The sequence below is a fragment of the Acinetobacter lwoffii genome (assembly GCF_024129855.1).
Classification (GTDB): Bacteria; Pseudomonadota; Gammaproteobacteria; order Pseudomonadales; family Moraxellaceae; genus Acinetobacter; species Acinetobacter lwoffii_L.
On sequence record NZ_JAMXXC010000023.1, the window covers coordinates 25,413 to 46,355 of the forward strand.

Sequence of the window (20,943 nt, forward strand, 5' to 3'; positions counted from 1 at the left end):
TACTTTTTATAACAGCCACGCCTAAGCTAACCATGTCACTAGAAAAATTCATGACTTAAAAATTGAAGGGCAAAGATGCCAAATAACAATGCATAGGTGAAGCTTATGACTCTGGGTTTAACTGCATTAGAGTTAGCACGAATACAGTTCGCCTTTACTGTATCTTTTCATATCATTTTTCCGGCAATTTCTATTGGCTTGGCCAGCTTTCTGGCCATTCTGGAATGGCGCTGGCTCAAAACCCAAAACCCGATTTTTCAGGATCTGTTCAAATTTTGGGTGAAAATTTTCGCTGTGGCATTCGGGATGGGTGTCGTATCCGGTGTAGTGATGAGCTACCAGTTTGGAACCAACTGGAGTGAGTTTTCCCGGGTTGCAGGAAGTGTGACTGGGCCCTTGCTGGCTTATGAAGTTTTAACCGCCTTCTTTTTAGAAGCCGGATTCTTGGGCATCATGCTCTTTGGCTGGGGTCGAGTAGGACCAAAGGCGCACTTTTTCTCGACCTTGATGGTTGCGATAGGAACCTGTATTTCCATGTTCTGGATTTTATCATCCAATAGCTGGATGCAGACCCCACAAGGCTTTGCGATTGAAAATGGCCTGATTGTTCCGCAAGATTGGCTTGCTATCGTGTTTAACCCATCTTTCCCTTATCGTCTGGCCCATATGGCCATGGCTGCCTTTTTGGTTTCCGCCTTACTGGTCGCTGCTACAGCCGCATGGCACCTCATCAAAGGCCGTCGCGATGCACTGGTTAAAACTTCATTTTCCATGGCAATGTGGCTGCTTCTGGTACTTGCACCTTTGCAGGTCATCGTCGGTGATATGCACGGTATTAATACCCTTGAGCATCAGCCAGCAAAACTGGCGGCAATGGAAGGGCATTGGGAAACCAATCATGATGAAGGCATGCCCTTATATCTCTTTGCTATTCCAGATATGGAGGCAGAAGAAACCAAATATGCAGTCGCAATTCCCAACTTGGGGAGCCTGATTCTGACCCATTCGATGGATGGAAAGGTTACAGGACTTAAAGACTTTGCGCCTGAAGACCGGCCGAATTCGCTGGTGGTGTTCTGGAGCTTCCGGATTATGGTCGGACTCGGCGTATTGATGCTGTTACTGGCGTTATGGGGAGCGTGGGCACGTACCCGTGGTCGCTTTTATGAGTCCCGTGCATTGCACCGATTTGCCCTGATTATGGGACCTTCCGGATTTATTGCCATGCTGGCGGGATGGTTTACCACAGAAGTCGGCCGTCAGCCTTGGGTAGTCTACGGCATCATGCGAACCAAGGATGCATTGTCTCCGGTTTCCGCTGAACAGGTGGGGCTGACCCTGATTATTTTTGTAGTTGTCTACTGTGTGGTATTTGGTATCGGAATTTACTACATGTTGCGCCTGATGCACAAAGGTCCCGAGTTTATTCATACTCGACCAGATCATGAATCAGATAGCGATGTGGTTCAGGCCTCGCGTCGACCATTAAGTAGTATTCGCGAACGTATCGAAGAAGTTCCTGAACAACCGGATCAGGAGGACAAAAAATGATTGATTTATCATTAATCTGGATTGTGATTATTGGTTTGGGTGTATTGATTTATACCATTCTCGATGGTTTCGATCTGGGCATCGGCATCTTGTTTCCTTTCTTTCCGCATCAGGATGAACGTGATGTCATGATGAATACCGTGGCTCCGGTCTGGGATGGCAATGAAACCTGGATGGTACTGGGTGGTGCAGGGTTATTTGCAGCTTTCCCACTTGCTTACTCGACCGTACTCTCGGCACTGTATATGCCAATTATTCTGATGGTGATTGCCTTGATTTTCCGCGGCGTGGCTTTTGAGTTCCGCTTCAAGGCAAACCGCAGTAAGCATTGGTGGGATAAAGCCTTTATCGGTGGTTCTGCGATCACCAGTTTCCTGCAAGGCATGATTTTAGGCGCCTATATTCAGGGCATTGAAACCCGAAATGGTGTCTATGTTGGGGGTGGTCTGGACTGGCTCACTCCATTCAGTATTTTCACCGGAATCAGTGTGGTGGTGCTCTATGCGGCATTAGGCTGTGGCTGGCTGATCTATAAAACCGGAGATGACTTACAAGATCGAATGTTTAAACTGATGCCTAAGCTGATTATTGCCTTGCTGATCATATTGGGTGCTGTCAGTATTTATACACCGTTGACTCATCCTCAGATTGCTGAACGCTGGTTTAGTCAGCCACAATTTACCTATTTTATGCCAGTTCCAGTTCTGGTTCTGCTATTTACCTGGCTGGCCTTACGTGCCTGTAAAAGACGTAGTGAATTAGGCCCATTTACCTATATGCTTGTTCTGGTTTTCCTTGCTTATACCGGATTCTTGATTAGTCTATGGCCATATATTATCCCGCCGAGCGTGACTATCTGGCAGGCAGCAGCGCATGAAAATAGCCAGCTATTTGCCTTGATTGGTGCCTTGATCCTGATTCCTATTATTGTGATTTATACGGGTATGTCCTATTGGGTATTCCGGCATAAGGTCAGGGTCGGCGATGATGGCTATCATTAAGGAGTGGTCATGAAAGGCAAACAGGCATTATGGTTTGTAGGATTATGGCTGGCAGGATTTTTAACGCTGGCCCTGATTGCTGGCGCATTCCGCTTTCTGGTGCATTTGGCTTATTAAATTAGTAAAACTAAAAAAATGAAAAAAGTGATCTGAATGTACTGATCACTTTTTATTATTTGCCATTTATCTTTGATAAAACCAAATTTACGATTTTACCTGTTTACGATAAACACTTGGACGTACAGGACGGCTACTTTTCCAAAGGCCTTTTTTCTGTTTCTTGGCTTTATTTTGCAGTTCCATCATATAGCGTAAATGGGTTTTGTCCTTGATATATTCTTCATAGACCCACGCTGCACCACGTTTGACAATCTCTTCATTGATATTTTTGCGATAGCGATAGACGACACCCACACAGCGACCATAACGGTCAATGTCGGTTATCTTGACCCGAACCATTTTATTATTCACCATGCTTTTGACCAGACGTTGCGATTCTTTACCATAGGCTTGTGATGATTCAGGGGCATCGACAAAAGCAAAGCGCAATTTGGTCTCAGAGCGACGAATATTAAAACGGTAGCAGGTGAGGGTATCACCATCACTTACGGCTTTTACACGGCACCAGTATTTTTTGCCTTTCTTAAAAGGGCGGAAAACATCTTTTAAATAAACTGTAATTTTATGCAGCAGATAATAAGAAAAACATAGCAATACTAAGCCCAGCACAATTTGCCAGGTGATGGAGAGATTTAACAAAGGCAAGATCCAAATCAGCAAAACCAGCTGTAAAATCACAGCTAAAAGTCGAGCCATTTTAGAGCAAAGCCAGTAGATCTACGGATTAAAAGCTAATCACTCAGTGTTTAGTTTTGTACCAGCTAAAATAGCCTAAGTATATTTTTCTGGCGAAAAGATGAATCTGCAACCATCTAAACTTATATATAAAATAGCCTAAGCAATTTAAATTTCTTTATAAATAGCCTAAGTAAAAATTTTATAAATTTCAGCTCTCAAAAATTGATGTCTTTTATTCTCTTGCAAATCCTTATGCCAATACATCCCCATATTAATTTTCGGCAGTTCCACAGGGACTTCAAAAATATTTAGACTGGTAGCCAATTGTAAATGCGTCAATACATTTTTAGGAATAGTCAGCATGGCTGTCTTTTGCTGCTCCAGAATTTGCAGAGCAGTTGAGTAATGCTGACAGCGTAAAAAAATCTGTCGTGAATATTGTTTCCGACTTAAATAAATATCTTCAACCAAAACACCAGTACGGCGTGATGACACGCCAATATGAGGCGAGGCAAGATAAATCTGCTCATTCATTTCTGTTAATTGTGTACACACTACAAATTCATCTTGCACCAGGCGTTCAAACTGGATTTTTTCAGCAATGTTTTGTTCCAGATCTATGACAAAATCAATCTGTTGAGAGGCGAGGTCTGCTGCTATATTTTTACGGTCCAGCTTCATGCTGCTAAGTTGAATTTCCAGATTGAGTTGCTGAAAGTGCTGAACGAGTCTGGGAAAGATCATTGGCTCAATTTCATCATGAACGGCAATTTTCAAACTCTGAATCATTTCTGGTCTGAACTGCTGATGTTGTATTGAAATATTTTGAATTGCAAAAAGTGCATTCTTCAGCTCAGGATAGATCTGTTCCGCAAACGGCGTAGGTTGCATTTTGCTACCAGTACGTACAAATAAATCATCCTGTAAATGCTGCCTTAAACGTTGTAAAGCATGACTAGCAGCAGACTGGCTGATTGATAAAATTTGTGCAGCTTTAGAAATACTGTTCTGCTCATAAATTGCCATAAAAAGCGGATAAAGGTTAATGTCGATACGATGAAAATTTCGCAGGTCCATGACTGTTTTAGAATGAATACTATGCATAATAATGTATGGGATAAAATCATTTTATTCATAATAGGTTTTGGGTTAAGGTGTTGTAAAGTGTATGAATTAGAATATTTAGAGGGATAAAGAGATGTTTGAGCTTTCAGCACGTGCACAAGATTATTTAAATAGAACCAAAAAATTTATTGCTGATGAAATTGAACCAGTTGAAGCTGATTTCTGGCAGCAGGTTCACGAGTTGAATCAAGGCAGTGACTGGACCAAATGGCAATGGCCAGCAGAACTGGAAAGCTTAAAATCCAAAGCCAAGGCAGCAGGCCTTTGGAATATGTTTCTCCCTTGTCCTGAACTTGGCCAAGGTTTATCGGTTCAGGAATATGCGCATATTGCCGAACTTTCCGGACGTAGCCTGATTGCACCAATCGTATTTAACTGTAATGCGCCAGATAGCGGCAATATGGAAGTATTGTGGCGTTATGGTTCTGAAGAACAAAAACAGCAATGGCTGAAGCCACTATTAGAAGGGAAAATCCGTTCGGTCTTTTGTATGACTGAACCTGCAGTCGCATCCAGTGATGCGACCAATATGCAGGCAACGGCGATGGTGGAAGGTGATGAGATTATTCTCAATGGTCGTAAATGGTGGTCATCAGGTATGGGCGATCCAAATGCCAAAATTATTATTTTTATGGCGCATACTCCAGATGAAACAAAAGACCGTCATCATCAGCATTCGATGGTTCTAGTTCCGGTAGATACCGCAGGGGTAAAAATTGAACGTATGCTGCCTGTATTTGGTGACTATGATGCGCCACATGGCCATGGGGAAGTCAGCTTTGAAAATGTCCGCGTTCCGGTAGCGAATTTTATTGGTGGCGCCGGTCAGGGTTTTGAAATTGCCCAAGGCCGTTTAGGGCCAGGCCGTATTCATCATTGTATGCGCTGCATCGGGGCTGCGGAAAAATCCTTAGAGTTGATGATTGACCGAGGCATGAGCCGGACAGCATTTGGCAAAGAGATTTTAAAACTTGGCGGTAACTTGGAACGTGTCGCGGAAGCACGGGTTGCGATTGATCAGGCACGTCTTTTGACCTTGTATGCAGCCTATAAAATGGATACTTTAGGGAATATGGCGGCACTGACTGAAATTTCTGCAATTAAAGTCGTTGCGCCAAGTGTGCTGGAAAAAGTTGTCGATATGGCCATCCAGATCCACGGCGGTGCCGGTGTCTCTCGTGATACGCCACTGACCGGATTCTTTGCCCAGGCACGTGCCTTACGTTTGGCTGATGGCCCGGATGAAGTGCATAAGGGCATGATTGCCAAACTGGAACTGGCAAAACGTGGCTACAGTACACGCCACAAAAAATAAACTGGCTTAAATAGAAGATTGCAACGTATTAAAAAATTTTAAGGAAAAATTATGGCGGTTATTGATGTAGGTGGAGCAGTTCGTGCAGGTGAAGAACTGGATGTACAAGCCATCACCAATTGGCTAATTCAGCAAAATGTGAATGTTGAAGGCCCTGTGCAAGTGACCCAATATTCAGGCGGAGCTTCAAACTGGACCTACCGTTTACAGTATACCAATGCCGATCTAATTTTACGTCGTCCGCCGCAAGGTACCAAAGCCAAATCAGCCCATGATATGGCACGTGAATATCATGTACAAAAAGCCTTGTCTGAACATTATCCGGTGGTGCCTGAAATGGTGGCGCTTTGTCAGGATGAATCAGTGATTGGTTGTGATTTCTATGTGATGAAACGGCTTGAAGGAATTATTCCTCGCGCCAAAATGCCAGCTGAGCTGCAGCTTACTGAATCCGATATCCGGACTTTATGTATCAATGTGATTGATAAACTGATCGAATTGCATCAGGTGCCTTATCAAGGAACTGAACTTGAAAATCTCGGTAAGGGTGAAGGCTATTGTCGCCGTCAGGTCGAAGGCTGGGATGTACGTTATGAAAAGGCTAAAACTTTAAATGTTCCATCGTTTAAATATGTGCGCAACTGGCTTAAAGATAATATTCCTTCAGATTCTAAAACCTGTGTGATTCATAATGACTGGCGTTTTGATAATGTCATCTTAAATCCGGAAAATCCGACTGAAGTGATTGGCGTACTGGACTGGGAAATGGCGACACTCGGCGATCCGCTCATGGACCTAGGTTCTGCTTTAGCCTATTGGGTGGAAGATACTGACAATGCCATCTTTAAGGCAACACGCCGCCAGCCGACCAATCTAAAAGGTATGTTTACCCGTAAAGAAGTGGTGGATTACTACTTGGGAAAAACCGGCCTGCAACCGGAAAACTGGGCGTTTTATGAGGTGTTCGGAATTTTCCGTCTCGCGGTGATTGCCCAGCAGATCTATTATCGTTATTACCATAAACAGACTAATAATCCAGCGTTCAAGGATTTTTGGGTGGTGATTCATGCCTTGCATATTCGTGCCTTGAAACTGATTGGCAAGCAAAAACTGGAAGCCAATGAGATTGCACAAAAGTATGTGCTTAAATTTAAAGAGATAATGCCAAAATGACAACCATTTACTTGATCCGGCATGGCCAGGCCTCTTTTGGCGCAGAAAGTTACGATCAACTTTCGCCCAACGGCGAGTTACAGGCAAAGCTTTTGGGTCGCTATTTTGAAGAAATCCTGAAAGAAGCGCCTTATGTGGTGGCTGGTTCCATGCAACGCCATCAACAGACAGCGCAATTATCACTGGACAAATGTTTTCCGGAAAGTGAGATTCTGACCGATAGTGCCTGGAATGAATTTAATCATCAGCAGGTATTCGCCCGTTATGAGCCGCGCTTTAATCAGCCTGAATTGCTGAAACAGGATGTATCAGAACATGAAAATCCACGGGATTATCTGAGCAAGATTTTTAGCGGTGCAATTGCACGCTGGACTGGCGATGATTATCACCATGAATATGATGAATCTTGGCCAAGTTTCAAAGCACGCGTGGAAAGCGGCTTAGAAAATCTGTGTGACCAGTTGTCCAAAAGCCGACCACGCTATGCAGTAGTTTATACCTCAGGTGGGGTGATTTCTGTGGCTGTAGGCAAAATTTTGGGCCTTAGTCCGGAGAAAACCTTTGCTCTGAACTGGGCGATTACCAATACCAGTATCACGACACTACGTCTGGTGGGTAATGAACCGCAACTACTCAGTTTAAATGAACATCATTTTATTAAAGCACAGCGTCCAGACTTATTGACCTGGATTTAAAATGAGATTGAAAACCTAATACGCTAGAAAAATAAAGGAATAGGGTAAATACATGGCTAAAACAATTTTAATTACCGGTGCAAGTTCAGGGATCGGCGCCGGTATGGCACGTGAATTTGCGAAAAAAGGCTATAACCTGGCGATTTGTGCACGTCGTTTGGAGCGTCTGGAAATCTTAAAGCAGGAACTGGAAAGCCAATATGGCATCAAAGTCATTGCCAAAACACTAGATGTCACCGATTACGATCAAGTGTTTGAAGTGTTTCGTGCTTTTAAAGAAGACTTTGGCACCATTGACCGAGTTATTGTGAATGCTGGTGTCGGTGAGGGCCGCCGGATTGGTAAAGGTAATTTTGCTATCAATAAAGCCACGGTTGAAACCAACTTTATTTCGGCATTAGCACAATGTGAAGCTGCAGTTGAAATCTTCCGTGCACAAAACTCTGGCCATCTGGTGATGATTTCATCTATGAGTGCAATGCGCGGTATGCCAAAACATTTAACGGCTTATGGTGCAAGTAAGGCCGGCGTGGCTCATTTAGCGGAAGGCATTCGAGCTGAATTGATCGATACGCCAATAAAAGTGACCACCATTTTCCCAGGATATATTCGTACTGAAATTAATGAAGGGGCAAAAAAGCTACCTTTTGAAGTAGATGAAAAAACTGGTTCGCGTTTATTGGCAGCAGAAATTGAAAAAGCACCAGTTAAGGCTTATGTGCCGAAATGGCCTTGGTTGCCACTCGGTCTAGCCATGAAAGTATTACCACTTAAACTGGTGAACAAGTTAGGTTAAAAGCGCTCTTAGATCTATAAAAAGAGAAGCTAGAGCGCTTCTCTTTTTATTTTTTATGACAAACTGAGAAAAATTTCTGAATCAGTATTTTTTTCTAAAAAATGTATAGCTTGAATTTACAAAAAAGCGAAATTTTATAAATCCTAATATATTGATTATTAAAATAAAGTTTTAAATTATCAAAAATTATATTTTTATTTTATTGATGAATTTGCAATTAAATCAATTACTTTTAAATTTTCGTTTCATGAGAAAGACCATCTTTAACTTTTCCTAATTTTCGCCAATTTTAAGAACTTTTCCAAACTGTCCAAAACTTAGACATACTCACTCTAAAAGTGGAAAGATAACTTCTCTTTTTTAGAATTTCCTTTAATGTACAACCGTCCAGAAATTAAAGGTTGTCCATATGTCTACATCTGCGGATATGACTGACCAGCAGCGAATCTCCAAGGTCAGAAGTATCGTTACCCAGGCCGGGGAAGAGGTGCGTGCTCGTTATCCCATACTCAAACATCAGAACTTTATCGGTGCGAGTATTTTAGGCTTTGCCTGGGCAGGCATGATTGCATGCGCGGTAGCATATGGAACAGGTTATCTCTCAGCATGGTTTACCATTCCCTTGATTGCGATTTTTGCGTCATTGACCCATGAATTGGAACATGACCTGATTCATTATATGTATTTCAAAAAAACACCTTGGGCACATCATTTGATGTTAGCACTGGTCTGGTTGGCACGTCCAAACACCATCAGTCCGTGGGCACGTCGTCGTTTACATTTGCATCATCATAAATATTCAGGCACTGAACATGACCTGGAAGAACGTGGCATCAGTAATGGTATGCCTTGGGGCATTCGCCGAATTCTGGTCATTAGTGACCAGTTGATGTCAGTGTATCTGCGTCCATTTCAGATGTTTAAGATGATTCATCTTTTTCTGGAAAAACAGCCTGAAAAAGAACGTAAAATTGCCATGATTTCTCAGTTATTCGGCTTTTTACCTCTCAGCATTATTTACTATGGATTGTGCTATCTGTTTGTGGTTTTTCATGGTTTAAATGCGATTGCACCGCTATTTGGTTATGAGATGCTCTGGTCACAAGGTATTGTCAACACGATGCCGATCGTGAATCTGCTGGCAGTCATCTGGGTGATTCCGAACTTTATCCGTTCTTTTAGCTTGCAGTTTGTCAGTTCAAATATGCATTACTATGGCGATATTGATCCACGTGATGTGATCAAACAAACCCAAGTGCTCAATCCATGGTGGATGGTCCCGTTCCAGTTATTCTGCTGTAATTTTGGTTCGACCCATGCGATTCATTACTTTGTAGTCAAGGAGCCATTTTATATCCGTCAACTGACGTCTAAAACGGCGCATAAAGTAATGAAAGAAGTGGGCGTGCGTTTTAATGATGTGGGAACCTTTAAGCGTATGAATCGCTGGAATGACTATAAAATCTAAGCTTTGATTGTCATAAAAATCCCGTTTTTAAGCGGGATTTTTTTATATTTATCCTTTGTGATTTACCCAAGGGCAAGATGTATAAGCCTATATTTTGCAAGAATCCTATCTCAGTCAAATTTAGGTGAACATTCATCTAAAATGATTGCTGAGGAAATAGTTCAAAAGAATAAACTCAGGTAAAATCAAGTATATCTTTATATAAATTAGCCCACTATGTTGCTGAAAGCCGCCACCATTGCCTTGATTCCTGCACTCGTCATTCAGGGTAATCGCGTCAAGAAAAATACCTTGAAGTTGCCTGAACCACAGGGAAAACGTCAAGGTCGAACCGGAATAGGCAAAAAACTTTCTCTGCTGATTTTAGGGGATTCGGCAGCAGCAGGTGTAGGAGTAGAACATCAGGATGACGCATTACTGGGTGCAATTCTGCATGAACTGAAAGATGACTTTGAAATTGACTGGAAATTACAGGCCAAAACAGGCGATACCAGCTCAAAAGTAATTCATGCTTTGGACCAAATAGAAGTCCAGCACTATGATGTAATCGTCACGTCGGTTGGCGTCAATGATGTGACCAAACTGATACCTGTCGAGGTTTGGATTCAGAAGCAGGAACAGCTTTATAGTAAAATTCAGCAAAAATTTAGTCCGAAACTGATCATTGCTGCCGGTGTGCCGCCAATGAATATGTTTCCGGCGCTACCGAATCCTTTAGCCTGGCTATTTGGCCAGTATGCTAAACAGATGAACCAGCAACTAGAAAATTTTGTGAATCAGCAAGTGAATATGCAATGGATTGAATACGATATTGAGAAGTATCGTGCCATGAATTTACAAATGGCTGCAGATGGTTTTCATCCGAGTAAGGAAGTTTATACACTTTGGGGACAAGAAGTAGCTAGCAAGATTCGGAAGACCTTCTAAAATAGTTGAAATCTCTCAATTTAGTTAATTCTATGTCTGATATTGAAACGCATCCGCTACCGCCATTTTTACCGCCCAATGCCAAATTACTGATGTTGGGTAGTTTTCCGCCACCTGCCACACGCTGGAAAATGAACTTTTATTATCCAAACTATCAAAATGATATGTGGCGGATTTTTGGACTGATTTTCTTTGAAAATAAAGATTACTTTTTAGATCTACCCAATAAAAAATTTCAGGAACAATTGATCCGGGAGTTTTTAACAGAAACGGGGATTGCGATTTTTGATAGTGGCTATCAGATCCGGCGTTTAAAGGGCAATGCTTCAGACAAATTTTTGGAAATTGTAGTACCTACCAATATTGAGCAACTGCTCAGCCAAATGCCGCAGTGCAATCATATTATGACCACAGGCGACAAGGCCACAGACACCATGATGCTGTCTATGCCTGAAGGGACTTTAAAGCCGAGTATTGGTCAGCCTAGCGAGGCCCATTTTGTCGGACGTGATCTGTATTTATATCGCATGCCTTCATCTTCTCGAGCATATCCGGTTTCTCTAGAGAAAAAAGCCGAAAGTTACCGATTGATGTTTGAACATGTGGGTCTAGTTTAATATTTAATCCAATAATCAGATAAAATGGTTAAAGAGGTTTTAGGCTACAGACAAGACATAAACTTACTATTTGTAAGTTATTGGCTTTATTTATTCATATTTGGATATTCGACCCAGCGATAGCTACTGATCTTAATCTCCCGGACATGATGAAAGCTTGACCAGATTAACTGGCTACCTTTGGTCCATTTTAAAGCTCGAATACGCGACTCCACCTGCTGTATTTCCTCAGGCGAGGCCAGACGTAAAGGACCAATTTCTCCATATAAGCGTACTCCTGGATAACGCTTAAATTTACCTTTCAACAGTGCATGAAACCAAAACAGTTTGCTACTGTTCACTGCTTGTATGCAGGCCAGTGGCTGATACTGTAAATTTTCACAGAACGTAGTCGAATAAGTATCAAAAAAGAAACCCGTGCTGGTCTTTTTGTTGAGGAATACGGTTCCGATCGGAGTAATGCTAGGAAAGCCTTTAGAGTTGACCGTTGCAATAGAGCAATGCATGGCAGCCCGTTGTGCATCATCGACCACCTGGCGAATCTGTTGCCATTCACTATCAGAAATCATGTCGTGATTCTCTTTTTATTTTTTATAAATTTTATAACAACTTATTTAGCTTGGCATTGCCTGAAAAAATTGAAGATAGGGCAGTTTAATCAACCTAAAACGTCACTCAGATTATAAAAAAGAGCCACATGGGCTCTTTAAAAAATGCAAAATTCGGCGATTAGTCATCGTATTCGACATAATCCCACAAATTTAAACGTGCTTTAATTTCCTGACGGATTTCAGGCAACATCGGCAAAAGAGTACCATCAATCCATAAGCTTAACGCTTGGGCAGAGAGTACTTGCTGCTGTTCATCGACCAGTTGTGCACCTTTCAACATGATACCGGTCTCATCAGTGGCTTCAGTTTCTACACCTTTAAATAAAACCTGTAATTCATAACTACTATCCTGAATCTGCCATTCCAGTTCGAGCTGAATATTTTCACTGGATTTCAAAACTACCTGTCCCTCGACCGTATCGGAGTCGGACAAACAGTCATGTTCCACCCGAATTTTGGCCAAATACCATTCTTGCTGGGATAAATCATGGAGAGTTTTTACAGGCGTGAGAATATCACTGAACTTAAACTGACGGCTTAGATCAAAAAATTGCATGGGAGTGGAGGGCGAACAAGCGCAAAATACGAGAAAAATGTAATTCTAAAGTAAGCGCAATAGACTGTAAAACCCTTTAAACGATGATTGGACTAAGTTAATTTAAGCGGTCATTCTCAAAATACAGGCTTTTCATGTCGTCGTAATTGTGAGGTCATTCTAATGTCATTACATTAACCATTCACCGGGAAATTTCGTCACCAGATTCATCATAAAACGCTGGAATTTTGTAGTTTCCGGATCATGTAAATGCTGAATACTACGGCCATCTTTTTGATGTTCCAGCCAGATCATTTCATTTTTTTCGTTCAGTTTAAGTTGATAAGCCACGCGTGGTAAGTACTGATCCATCGCACTGGTGATTTCCTTCTGAAAATCTTCCGATTCAATGACCAGACCGACTTCGGTATTCAGATAGGCTGAACGCGGATCAAAATTAAATGAACCGACAAACACCATGCCATCCAGATCAAAAAATTTGGCATGCAAACTGGAGCTATTTTTGTTTTTAGCCGGGATGATGTCTCCAGTCATAATTTCATACCAGGTCCGTTCCGGACGGACAATGTAGGGTTTAAATTCCCAGAGTTCGATGCCACTTTTCAATAATTGCTGACGATATTGCTGATAATAGGCATGCACCGCAGCCACATCATTGGCCTGAAAAGAGTTGGTCAGGATTCTGATTTTCACACCTTGTTGCGCACGGCGGGTTAAATAGTCGGCCCCTTTTTGCGTGGGAATAAAGTACGAGGACACCAGTTCCAGATGTTTTTTTGGCTCACCCATCAGTTCGAGCATATGGGTATAAATATAATCGCCATTTTTGGCATGGGGGCGTGCTTTTGCGGGACTATCCGCAACAAAATAAGCCGGCGCCCAGTGAATGGGTTGTTTTTTTAAGTGTTGTTCGACTTGTTTCTCGGCAATGCCCACCCGGCGTTTGAGTTCAGTTTCGTCAACATCTTCTCGTTCAAATTCAGTTCTGAGCCTTTTAAGCATTTCAGGATGGCCGGCATCATTCAAGATCTGTCGAACGTCATAACTCAGATCATCATTCCAGAAGTTAATAAAGGTCTGATTGGCATCTGTTACGCTTTGCCCTGCGAAGAATATATCCACATCGGTGAACTGAAAATCTTCACTGGCATCAAAATATTCACTACTGATATTGCGGCCGCCGGTCACGGCTGCAGTACCATCCGCAATGATCAATTTATTGTGCATGCGATGATTGACCTTTTTCATCCGGAAGCCATAATCCAGCGCACGTAAATGACGAAATTTATAGGGATTAAAAATCCGAACTTCAAAATTTGGATGTTGGCTTAGAGCAAGAAGCTTGTCATCAAGCTGGGTACCATTTTGATCGTCAATCTGAACCCGTACTTTGACACCGCGATCGGCGGCTTTAAGTAATTGGGACAAGATCATATTGCCAATATAATCATCCTTCCAAATGTAATATTGTAGATCCAGATGATATTTAGCTTTGTTAATCAGGTGCAGACGTGCTGCCATACTCATAAAGCCATCATAGAGCGGCAAGAAAGCCGTTTTACCGCTATTAATTTGCTGTTTTGAAAGTTGATTGTCGATCCAGTGCGCAGGTCGAACCGGCGTAATTTTCGCTTCTTCAGCAGTGTTGGGAGCCAGTTCACAGCCAGAAAGCATGATGCTAAAAGTAAAAATGCTCAAACATACAAAGGGCGAAGGTTTAGTCATTGATGTTCCATTAATTATAGGATCTTTTATTCCTTATCTAGTGATGTTAATAGTTGAATCTCCGAATAGAAAGAGGTTCCTGTTAGTCATCTGTAAATCAGCAAAAAAAGGACAGTTTTACATGAAATCACGTGCAGCAGTTGCGTTTGGTCCAGGCCAGCCATTAGAAATTGTAGAAGTGGATGTTGCTCCACCAAAAGCAGGTGAAGTACTGGTAAAAATTAGCCATACAGGCGTGTGTCATACCGATGCATTTACCTTGTCTGGTGAAGATCCTGAAGGTGTATTTCCTGCAATCTTGGGTCATGAAGGTGCGGGTGTGGTCGTTGAAGTCGGTGAAGGTGTCACCAGCCTGAAACCGGGCGATCACGTGATTCCGCTTTATACTGCTGAGTGTGGCGAATGCTTGTTCTGTAAATCAGGCAAGACCAACCTGTGTGTTGCTGTACGGGCGACGCAAGGTAAAGGTGTCATGCCAGATGGTACGACCCGTTTCTCTTATAATGGCGAGCCGATCTATCACTATATGGGTTGTTCAACTTTTTCAGAATATACCGTGGTTGCTGAAGTTTCTCTGGCAAAAATTAATCCTGAAGCCAACCATGAGCATGTTTGCCTGCTGGGCTGTGGTGTGACTACCGGTATTGGTGCAGTACATAACACCGCTAAAGTTCAGGAAGGTGACAGTGTTGCAGTATTTGGTTTAGGTGGTATCGGTCTTGCTGTAGTACAAGGCGCACGTCAGGCCAAAGCCGGCCGTATCATTGTGATTGATACCAATCCGGATAAATTTGAACTGGCGAAACAGTTTGGTGCGACAGATTTCCTGAATCCAAAAGACTATGATCAGCCGATTCAGCAAGTGATTGTCGAAATGACTGGTTGGGGTGTAGACCATTCATTCGAATGTATCGGCAATGTAGATGTGATGCGTTCAGCACTAGAATGTGCGCATCGTGGCTGGGGTCAGTCGGTGATTATTGGTGTTGCCGGAGCAGGTAAAGAAATTTCAACCCGTCCATTCCAGTTAGTCACAGGTCGTAAATGGATGGGTACTGCATTTGGTGGGGTAAAAGGTCGTTCACAATTGCCGGGAATGGTAGAGCAATCCATGAAAGGTGAAATTCAACTTGAGCCTTTTGTGACACATACCATGCCACTGGATCAGATCAATGAAGCTTTTGACTTGATGCATGAAGGTAAATCAATCCGTACGGTCATTCATTTTGACTAAGCTTTTTCAATTTTAAAAAAGACCGGTATTAAACCGGTTTTTTTTATGCGGCTTTCACTTGATTCAGGATACATTAGTGCATGAAAGCCTCACAGAGAGTCACTGAAACAAAACACGCCTGCTAATGTCATTACATGCCAGATGCTTATATTAAATAGGACGTATGAAGATACGTGCTAAAACCATTTTAAAGAATAAGGATAAGCTCTATGTCGAATGATAATTTTGATCGTGATGTAATTAAGAATGCGCCTAAAGATGTCCGCGATGATTTAAATGCTGATCCAATTACGGGTGAACCTGGCGCACATCCTGTAGGTACAGGTGTAGGTGCTGCAGGTGGTGCAGCTGCAGGTGCAGCTATTGGTGCTGCAGGCGGTCCAGTGGGTGTCGCTGTCGGTGGCGTTGTCGGTGCTGTTGTTGGTGGTCTGGCAGGTAAAGGTGTAGGCGAAGCTATAAATCCAACTGAAGAACAGGCTTACTGGCGTGATAATTCGATCAATACGCCATACTTTTCAGATGCCCGTACTACCTATAGCGATCTGGATTATGACCGTGATTATGATACGGCCTACCGAGTCGGTTATGAAAACCGTGGTAGCTATGATGCCCATACCCGTTTTGAAGACGTAGAACCTGATTTGAGACTGAAATGGGAACAAATAAAAGGCGAATCACGTTTAAACTGGGAACAGGCTAAATTTGCAGTGCGTGATGCCTGGAATCGTGTTTCACGTTAATTTTTAATCTTTGGATTAAACTGAAGTTTCTTTGGTAAAACCCGCAATAGGTTTGTGGGTTTTACTAATTTTAGTGATACATATCACGGTTTGATTGATCGATAAATAAAAGTAGAAAAGTTAATAAATATTTTTTTATATTTAATGCTTGTCAAATGATCACAGAGCGCGTATTTTAATTTCAGAATCACATTTTATGAAAGACATAACATGTTAAAGCAACCTATCATTTCAAACGCATATTTTTATTTCTGGCAGTTTAGCTAATTGCCTGAATGCGTTTGGGCAATGAAAAGGTTGCCCACCAGTTTATACCTGATCGGCAACCCTGATCAGGTTTTTTTATGCCTTTCATTTTTTAAAATATTTTGGAGACAGCCATGACAAACTTTAACTATTCATATTTTAACAACTTTTATTGGTCTTATTTTAGTCAGCTAATGACACTCACAACACCTTCGATTAGACCCATAACGCTCAAATAAAAGTTTGGACTGATTGCCAGTCCCAGGATTAAAATCATGAATACCCCAAATACATCACAACAACATCATGCTGAAAGCATTTTAATTTTACCTCAGCAGCTTAAGCAGCAATTGCCACTGTCTCCGCAATTGGCCAGCCAAGTCGCTGAACATCGTCAAACCATTCAAAATATATTAGAAGGCAAGGATCATCGTTTGATGGTGGTCACCGGCCCATGTTCCATTCATGATGAAGCCTCCGCGCTAGACTATGCAGAAAAATTAAAACAACTTCAGTCACAGCTATCTGATCAGATTTTCCTGGTGATGCGTGCTTATATTGAAAAACCACGGACTACGGTGGGTTGGAAAGGTTTCCTTTACGATCCAAATCTGGATGGTTCATCCAATATGCAATTGGGCTTGGAAAAATCCCGTGACTTATACCTAAAAATTATTGAAATGGGCCTGCCCATTGCCTCTGAAATTCTTAGCCCGATGGCAACTGCTTATTTCGATGACTTATTAGCTTGGGGTGCGATTGGCGCACGTACCAGCGAATCGCAAATTCATCGCGAAATTTCCAGCCATATGCCGTACAGCATCGGTTTCAAAAATGGTACTGACGGTTCGATCCAGATTGCATTAGATGCCATTCAGTCTGCCTCTCATCCTCATCAATTCCTGGGGATGAGCCAGTCTGGTTTACCATGCATTTTACACTCGCAAGGTAATCCTAAAGCACATTTGATTTTACGTGGCTCGAATAGCGGACCAAATTACCAATTGTCAGAAATTGAGAAAATCCGGGCCAAACATCAGATCGACTTACCGGCATTGGTGATTGACTGTAGTCATGGCAATAGCTCAAAAAATCCGATGCTGCAGCCTGAAGTATTGGAGCAGATCGTGGCAGAACGCTTACAGAACAATGTTCGTGGCGTAATGCTAGAAAGTCATCTTGTTGACGGCAACCAGAAAATTTCTGAGCAAATGACTTATGGTCAGTCTGTAACTGATGGATGTCTGGGCTGGACAAAAACCGAACAACTATTGTTAAATATGACTGACTCACTACGGCTCGAAGGTTTGAAGCGTAGTGCTTAAAACTGAATGATGTCTTTCCTCAATTGATTGGGGAAAGACAGAATCGGATGAAGCCGATCAGCGCATCTCCCAGATGCTTAAACTAGCTCATCACAGCGTTTAAAAATAAAAATAATGATTAGAACGATTTTATAAATTGAATAAAAATAATTAAATTAAAAAATAAACAATAACAATAACAATAATTTATTAGAGGTTTTGCTTCAGCTGATTCTACACGGCTGACCAGTCATGATCTCAGGAATCTCGATATGTATACAACCGAATTGCTCGATGAAGCGCGTAAATTTATGCACCATATGCTAAGCGTAATACGGACTCCAATAATGAACTGCGCTTGCAAATCAAATTGAAAAGTAATCGTCTTAACCCAGTTTTGCAGGCGGAAAGTACTTAAATATCTATGCTTGAGCAGTCTAGATCACGCACACTTTCTACCGATTAATACTGAGGATCTGGGCAACGCATAATTTGGCTAAAAACGTATGGCCAATGTCACTTTTAATGTTAGGTGGCATAATCAATGCCAGAGTCTGAAAGCGGATATTTCTATTTTGGACTTACAAGGGCTGTTATTCACCAATTAAAATGTTTATGCGATAAACCATTTAAAATGTCCTGTTTTTAACCACAAGAGTCAAGCACAGGATTTAACTTTCTTTGTTCAATAACAGCTTTCTGAGCTTTACGACTCGGCATACTTTTCTTGAGACGGGAACGTTTATTCTGTTTTTCCAACTCTTCATGCTGTTGCTGGATATGCGCCAGAACCGAGCCTAATCTTTTATTCTCAACCACTTCATTCTGCTGTAGTCCAGCCAGTTTATTGAAGACACTATAGTTGATCTTCCGTCCTTCATGCATGATCGCCACAGTCCCATCCGGGTACTCCAGAAATGAAATGTATTGCCCAACAAGCTTATGATTCAGCTCTGTCGGTTCAAGCAGATAAATACACTTGTCATAGGTAATCGTCAGGTTCTTGGTGACCTTACGCGGTTCCTGCCAGGTGAATATATCCTCCAGCTCAGCATCAGACTCTGTTAGCGGACGATGTAAGTTCTTTGAATTTCGCGCACACTTGGCGAACTTCTGGTTGAAATGCTCAATAAAGCAGGGTAACCAGGCATTGGCTTCGGCAATTGAACTGATGCCTTCCAGACGCATCTCCTTGATCAAACGGTCTTGAAGGGTTCTATTCGCGCGTTCTACGCGACCTTTAGCCTGTGGTGAGTTGGCAAAGATAATATCAATGTTTAACTCATTCAGAATCCGGCCAAATTGCGTGATCTTGCTGTCCTGGCTCGATTTCTGGTTCACTCGGAAGACCGAATGTTTATCGCTATAAAAGGCCAGAGGCTTACCGTATTGTTCAATGTAGGCTCGGGTTGAAAGCATATAGTCGAAGGTCGTTTCTGCCTCACAGAAGCGCAGATGCAACAGCTTTCCAGTGGCATCATCGATATACACCAATAAACAGCACTTAGCAGCGCGTCCTTCGAACCAGTCATGATATGAGCCATCAATCTGGATCAGCTCACCGAAGCAATCACGGTTATAACGTGGCTGATATGGACGTTTAAGGCGCTTGGATCGCGGAATCCAGAGGTCATTTGCAGTCATCCAGCGCCGAAGCGTTTCTACCGGGATATTCAGGTCAAATATGCTGCTGAGCTTCTCATGGGCCAAGGTAGGTCCAAATCCCAGCAGATGTTCGGAAATAATGGAAAGACATTTTGATTTTAATAAATCATCATGGCGACGATGGCCAGGTTGACCACGGCTGGCATGCGCCATACCTGAAACACCATCTTGATTGAGCTTCTGTAATAACCGGGTAATTTGACGGGTTGAAAGATTAAGGATTTCAGCAGCACGGACTTGTGTAATACGATGATCTCGAACGTCTTGCAGAACAGCAAGACGTTGAATTTCTTTGTCAGACATAGTGATCAGCATCTATATTTCATATCCAGTCCATGATGTTTAAACCATCATAAACTAGACATTTTTATTGGTGAGAATATAGACACTTTAAATGGGTTCTAACAAACACGTTTCGTATAAGCTCTATTATGTTAAATGAGTGGTTACTCTTTAGTTAAACCACTGTTTTTTTGAAAAATTTTTAGCATTTCTTGATGTAACTTGATTAATTCATCTTGTTGTTCAAAATATTTATCTTGATATTCAATTAATTGATCCATTTTTTCTGATTCTGATTCAATTAACTGCATATGGAGATCCATATTTTCTGATTCTAAATTACTTATTTTATTTTCAAGTTCATTTATGAAATCTGCAACTTCTGGAGCACTTAAACCAACATTAAACAAATGAATTGCTTCGGAATTAATAGATCGCCCAGATAGTTTAGCGGAATTTTCAATTCTCAATTTCAAATCTTCAGGAATGCGTAAATTTAATTGGGGATCAGTTCTAGCCATTGGAATTCACTAATTACATTTATTGATTTAATACTAACAGATCCCTTGACATTTGTACTACCACGGTGCTAATAATGTGGTGGTGATATCACAGTAATATCACCATTATTAGATTTAAACAAAAGGAGTCGTTGTAATGTCAGTATTAGGTACCGCTAGAGAAGCTTATGAGAACCACCAGTATGACAAACTGGTAAAAAAATATGATAAGCATACTGCTGATAAATTAATTTCAGGTCAGTTAGCCGAAGCGAATATTACGCCACAACAGTTTGATACTTATAGAGCTGTAAAAAAACAAATTCAAAATGGTGCTTTAAGTGTTTCTAAAGCTGCAAAAGAAGGAGAAGCATTAGCAAATGCTGCTCTTGATTTGTAATTTTTTAGTTAAGCCAAGGAATATTAATAATTGTTTCTTGGCTTTTATTTCTGATTAATTTCAATAATTCCTTTTAGTTTAATATTTCTAAAATTAACATAATACACCTTATACGAAATTCTCTTGTTAGAACCCATTTAAAGTGTCTATATTCTCACCAATAAAAATGTCTGGTTTATGATGGTTTTTATCACCATGGACTGGATATAAAATA

At 41.6% G+C, this 20,943-nt stretch carries 21 protein-coding genes; 14 read left to right on the forward strand and 7 right to left on the reverse strand.

Annotated features, from left to right (window positions below):
* Positions 1–105 precede the first annotated feature (105 nt).
* The 3 genes from NI465_RS13550 to NI465_RS13560 are packed head-to-tail and all read left to right on the forward strand — an operon-like array spanning position 106 to position 2,669.
* Positions 106–1,551: a cytochrome ubiquinol oxidase subunit I gene (locus tag NI465_RS13550; RefSeq protein WP_253145687.1), complete on the forward strand. Its 1,446-nt coding sequence runs from the start codon at positions 106–108 to the stop codon at positions 1,549–1,551.
* Entirely contained in the window at positions 1,548–2,552 is a 1,005-nt protein-coding gene (gene cydB, locus NI465_RS13555; RefSeq protein ID WP_004647089.1) for a cytochrome d ubiquinol oxidase subunit II, read from the forward strand. Before NI465_RS13550 ends, cydB begins: the two co-directional genes overlap by 4 nt.
* 9 nt (positions 2,553–2,561) lie before the next feature.
* Positions 2,562–2,669 carry a hypothetical protein gene (locus NI465_RS13560; RefSeq protein ID WP_004647088.1) on the forward strand — a complete coding sequence of 36 codons (108 nt, stop codon included), beginning with the start codon at positions 2,562–2,564 and terminating at the stop codon, positions 2,667–2,669.
* 87 nt (positions 2,670–2,756) lie between these two features.
* Here NI465_RS13560 and NI465_RS13565 read toward each other — a convergent pair whose 3' ends face one another.
* Positions 2,757–3,368 carry a thermonuclease family protein gene (locus tag NI465_RS13565; RefSeq protein WP_180181314.1) on the reverse strand — a complete coding sequence of 204 codons (612 nt, stop codon included), beginning with the start codon at positions 3,366–3,368 and terminating at the stop codon, positions 2,757–2,759.
* 168 nt (positions 3,369–3,536) lie between these two features.
* Positions 3,537–4,454, reverse strand: a complete 918-nt coding sequence (locus NI465_RS13570; protein ID WP_180181315.1) for a LysR family transcriptional regulator — start codon at positions 4,452–4,454, stop codon at positions 3,537–3,539.
* A 94-nt stretch (positions 4,455–4,548) separates the two neighbouring features.
* Between NI465_RS13570 and NI465_RS13575 the strand changes: the two genes are divergently transcribed.
* The 7 genes from NI465_RS13575 to NI465_RS13605 all read left to right on the forward strand — a co-directional run bounded on the left by NI465_RS13575 (position 4,549) and on the right by NI465_RS13605 (position 11,466).
* Positions 4,549–5,790 carry an acyl-CoA dehydrogenase family protein gene (locus NI465_RS13575; protein ID WP_085064431.1) on the forward strand — a complete coding sequence of 414 codons (1,242 nt, stop codon included), beginning with the start codon at positions 4,549–4,551 and terminating at the stop codon, positions 5,788–5,790.
* A gap of 51 nt (positions 5,791–5,841) precedes the next feature.
* On the forward strand, positions 5,842–6,963 hold the full coding sequence (locus tag NI465_RS13580; RefSeq protein ID WP_005251968.1) for a phosphotransferase family protein: 1,122 nt from the start codon (positions 5,842–5,844) through the stop codon (positions 6,961–6,963).
* Complete coding sequence (locus NI465_RS13585) at positions 6,960–7,658, forward strand: histidine phosphatase family protein (RefSeq protein ID WP_004280442.1); 699 nt, start codon at positions 6,960–6,962, stop codon at positions 7,656–7,658. Before NI465_RS13580 ends, NI465_RS13585 begins: the two co-directional genes overlap by 4 nt.
* 52 nt (positions 7,659–7,710) lie before the next feature.
* Positions 7,711–8,454, forward strand: coding sequence for an SDR family oxidoreductase (locus NI465_RS13590; protein WP_004280440.1), 744 nt, complete (start codon positions 7,711–7,713; stop codon positions 8,452–8,454).
* A 409-nt stretch (positions 8,455–8,863) separates the two neighbouring features.
* Complete coding sequence (locus NI465_RS13595; RefSeq protein ID WP_253145688.1) at positions 8,864–9,922, forward strand: fatty acid desaturase; 1,059 nt, start codon at positions 8,864–8,866, stop codon at positions 9,920–9,922.
* Between the two features lie 216 nt (positions 9,923–10,138).
* On the forward strand, positions 10,139–10,849 hold the full coding sequence (locus NI465_RS13600) for an SGNH/GDSL hydrolase family protein (protein WP_253145689.1): 711 nt from the start codon (positions 10,139–10,141) through the stop codon (positions 10,847–10,849).
* A 32-nt stretch (positions 10,850–10,881) separates the two neighbouring features.
* Positions 10,882–11,466, forward strand: coding sequence for a uracil-DNA glycosylase family protein (locus NI465_RS13605; protein ID WP_044108343.1), 585 nt, complete (start codon positions 10,882–10,884; stop codon positions 11,464–11,466).
* A gap of 86 nt (positions 11,467–11,552) precedes the next feature.
* Here NI465_RS13605 and NI465_RS13610 read toward each other — a convergent pair whose 3' ends face one another.
* The 3 genes from NI465_RS13610 to NI465_RS13620 form a co-directional block, all read right to left on the reverse strand.
* Positions 11,553–12,035, reverse strand: coding sequence for a pyridoxamine 5'-phosphate oxidase family protein (locus tag NI465_RS13610; RefSeq protein ID WP_253145690.1), 483 nt, complete (start codon positions 12,033–12,035; stop codon positions 11,553–11,555).
* A gap of 160 nt (positions 12,036–12,195) precedes the next feature.
* A complete protein-coding gene (locus tag NI465_RS13615; RefSeq protein WP_005106837.1) occupies positions 12,196–12,633 on the reverse strand; it encodes a hypothetical protein in 438 nt (145 codons plus the stop codon).
* Between the two features lie 168 nt (positions 12,634–12,801).
* Entirely contained in the window at positions 12,802–14,358 is a 1,557-nt protein-coding gene (locus NI465_RS13620; protein WP_005106839.1) for a phospholipase D family protein, read from the reverse strand.
* Between the two features lie 121 nt (positions 14,359–14,479).
* Between NI465_RS13620 and NI465_RS13625 the strand changes: the two genes are divergently transcribed.
* The 3 genes from NI465_RS13625 (at position 14,480) to NI465_RS13635 (ending at position 17,903) form a co-directional block, all read left to right on the forward strand.
* On the forward strand, positions 14,480–15,592 hold the full coding sequence (locus NI465_RS13625) for an S-(hydroxymethyl)glutathione dehydrogenase/class III alcohol dehydrogenase (protein ID WP_004280430.1): 1,113 nt from the start codon (positions 14,480–14,482) through the stop codon (positions 15,590–15,592).
* A gap of 209 nt (positions 15,593–15,801) precedes the next feature.
* Positions 15,802–16,332: a hypothetical protein gene (locus NI465_RS13630; protein WP_253145691.1), complete on the forward strand. Its 531-nt coding sequence runs from the start codon at positions 15,802–15,804 to the stop codon at positions 16,330–16,332.
* Between the two features lie 521 nt (positions 16,333–16,853).
* Positions 16,854–17,903 (forward strand): 3-deoxy-7-phosphoheptulonate synthase, encoded by a 1,050-nt coding sequence (locus NI465_RS13635; RefSeq protein ID WP_253145693.1) that lies wholly within the window; start codon positions 16,854–16,856, stop codon positions 17,901–17,903.
* Positions 17,904–18,527: 624 nt separating this feature from the next.
* On the opposite strand, the gene NI465_RS13640 is transcribed toward NI465_RS13635, so the two are convergent.
* Complete coding sequence (locus NI465_RS13640) at positions 18,528–19,862, reverse strand: ISNCY family transposase (protein ID WP_253145695.1); 1,335 nt, start codon at positions 19,860–19,862, stop codon at positions 18,528–18,530.
* A 131-nt stretch (positions 19,863–19,993) separates the two neighbouring features.
* Positions 19,994–20,350 (reverse strand): Arc family DNA-binding protein, encoded by a 357-nt coding sequence (locus NI465_RS13645; protein ID WP_253145696.1) that lies wholly within the window; start codon positions 20,348–20,350, stop codon positions 19,994–19,996.
* A 136-nt stretch (positions 20,351–20,486) separates the two neighbouring features.
* On the opposite strand from NI465_RS13645, the gene NI465_RS13650 reads away from it, so the two are divergent.
* Complete coding sequence (locus NI465_RS13650; RefSeq protein WP_253145698.1) at positions 20,487–20,729, forward strand: hypothetical protein; 243 nt, start codon at positions 20,487–20,489, stop codon at positions 20,727–20,729.
* The last annotated feature ends 214 nt before the right edge of the window (positions 20,730–20,943 follow it).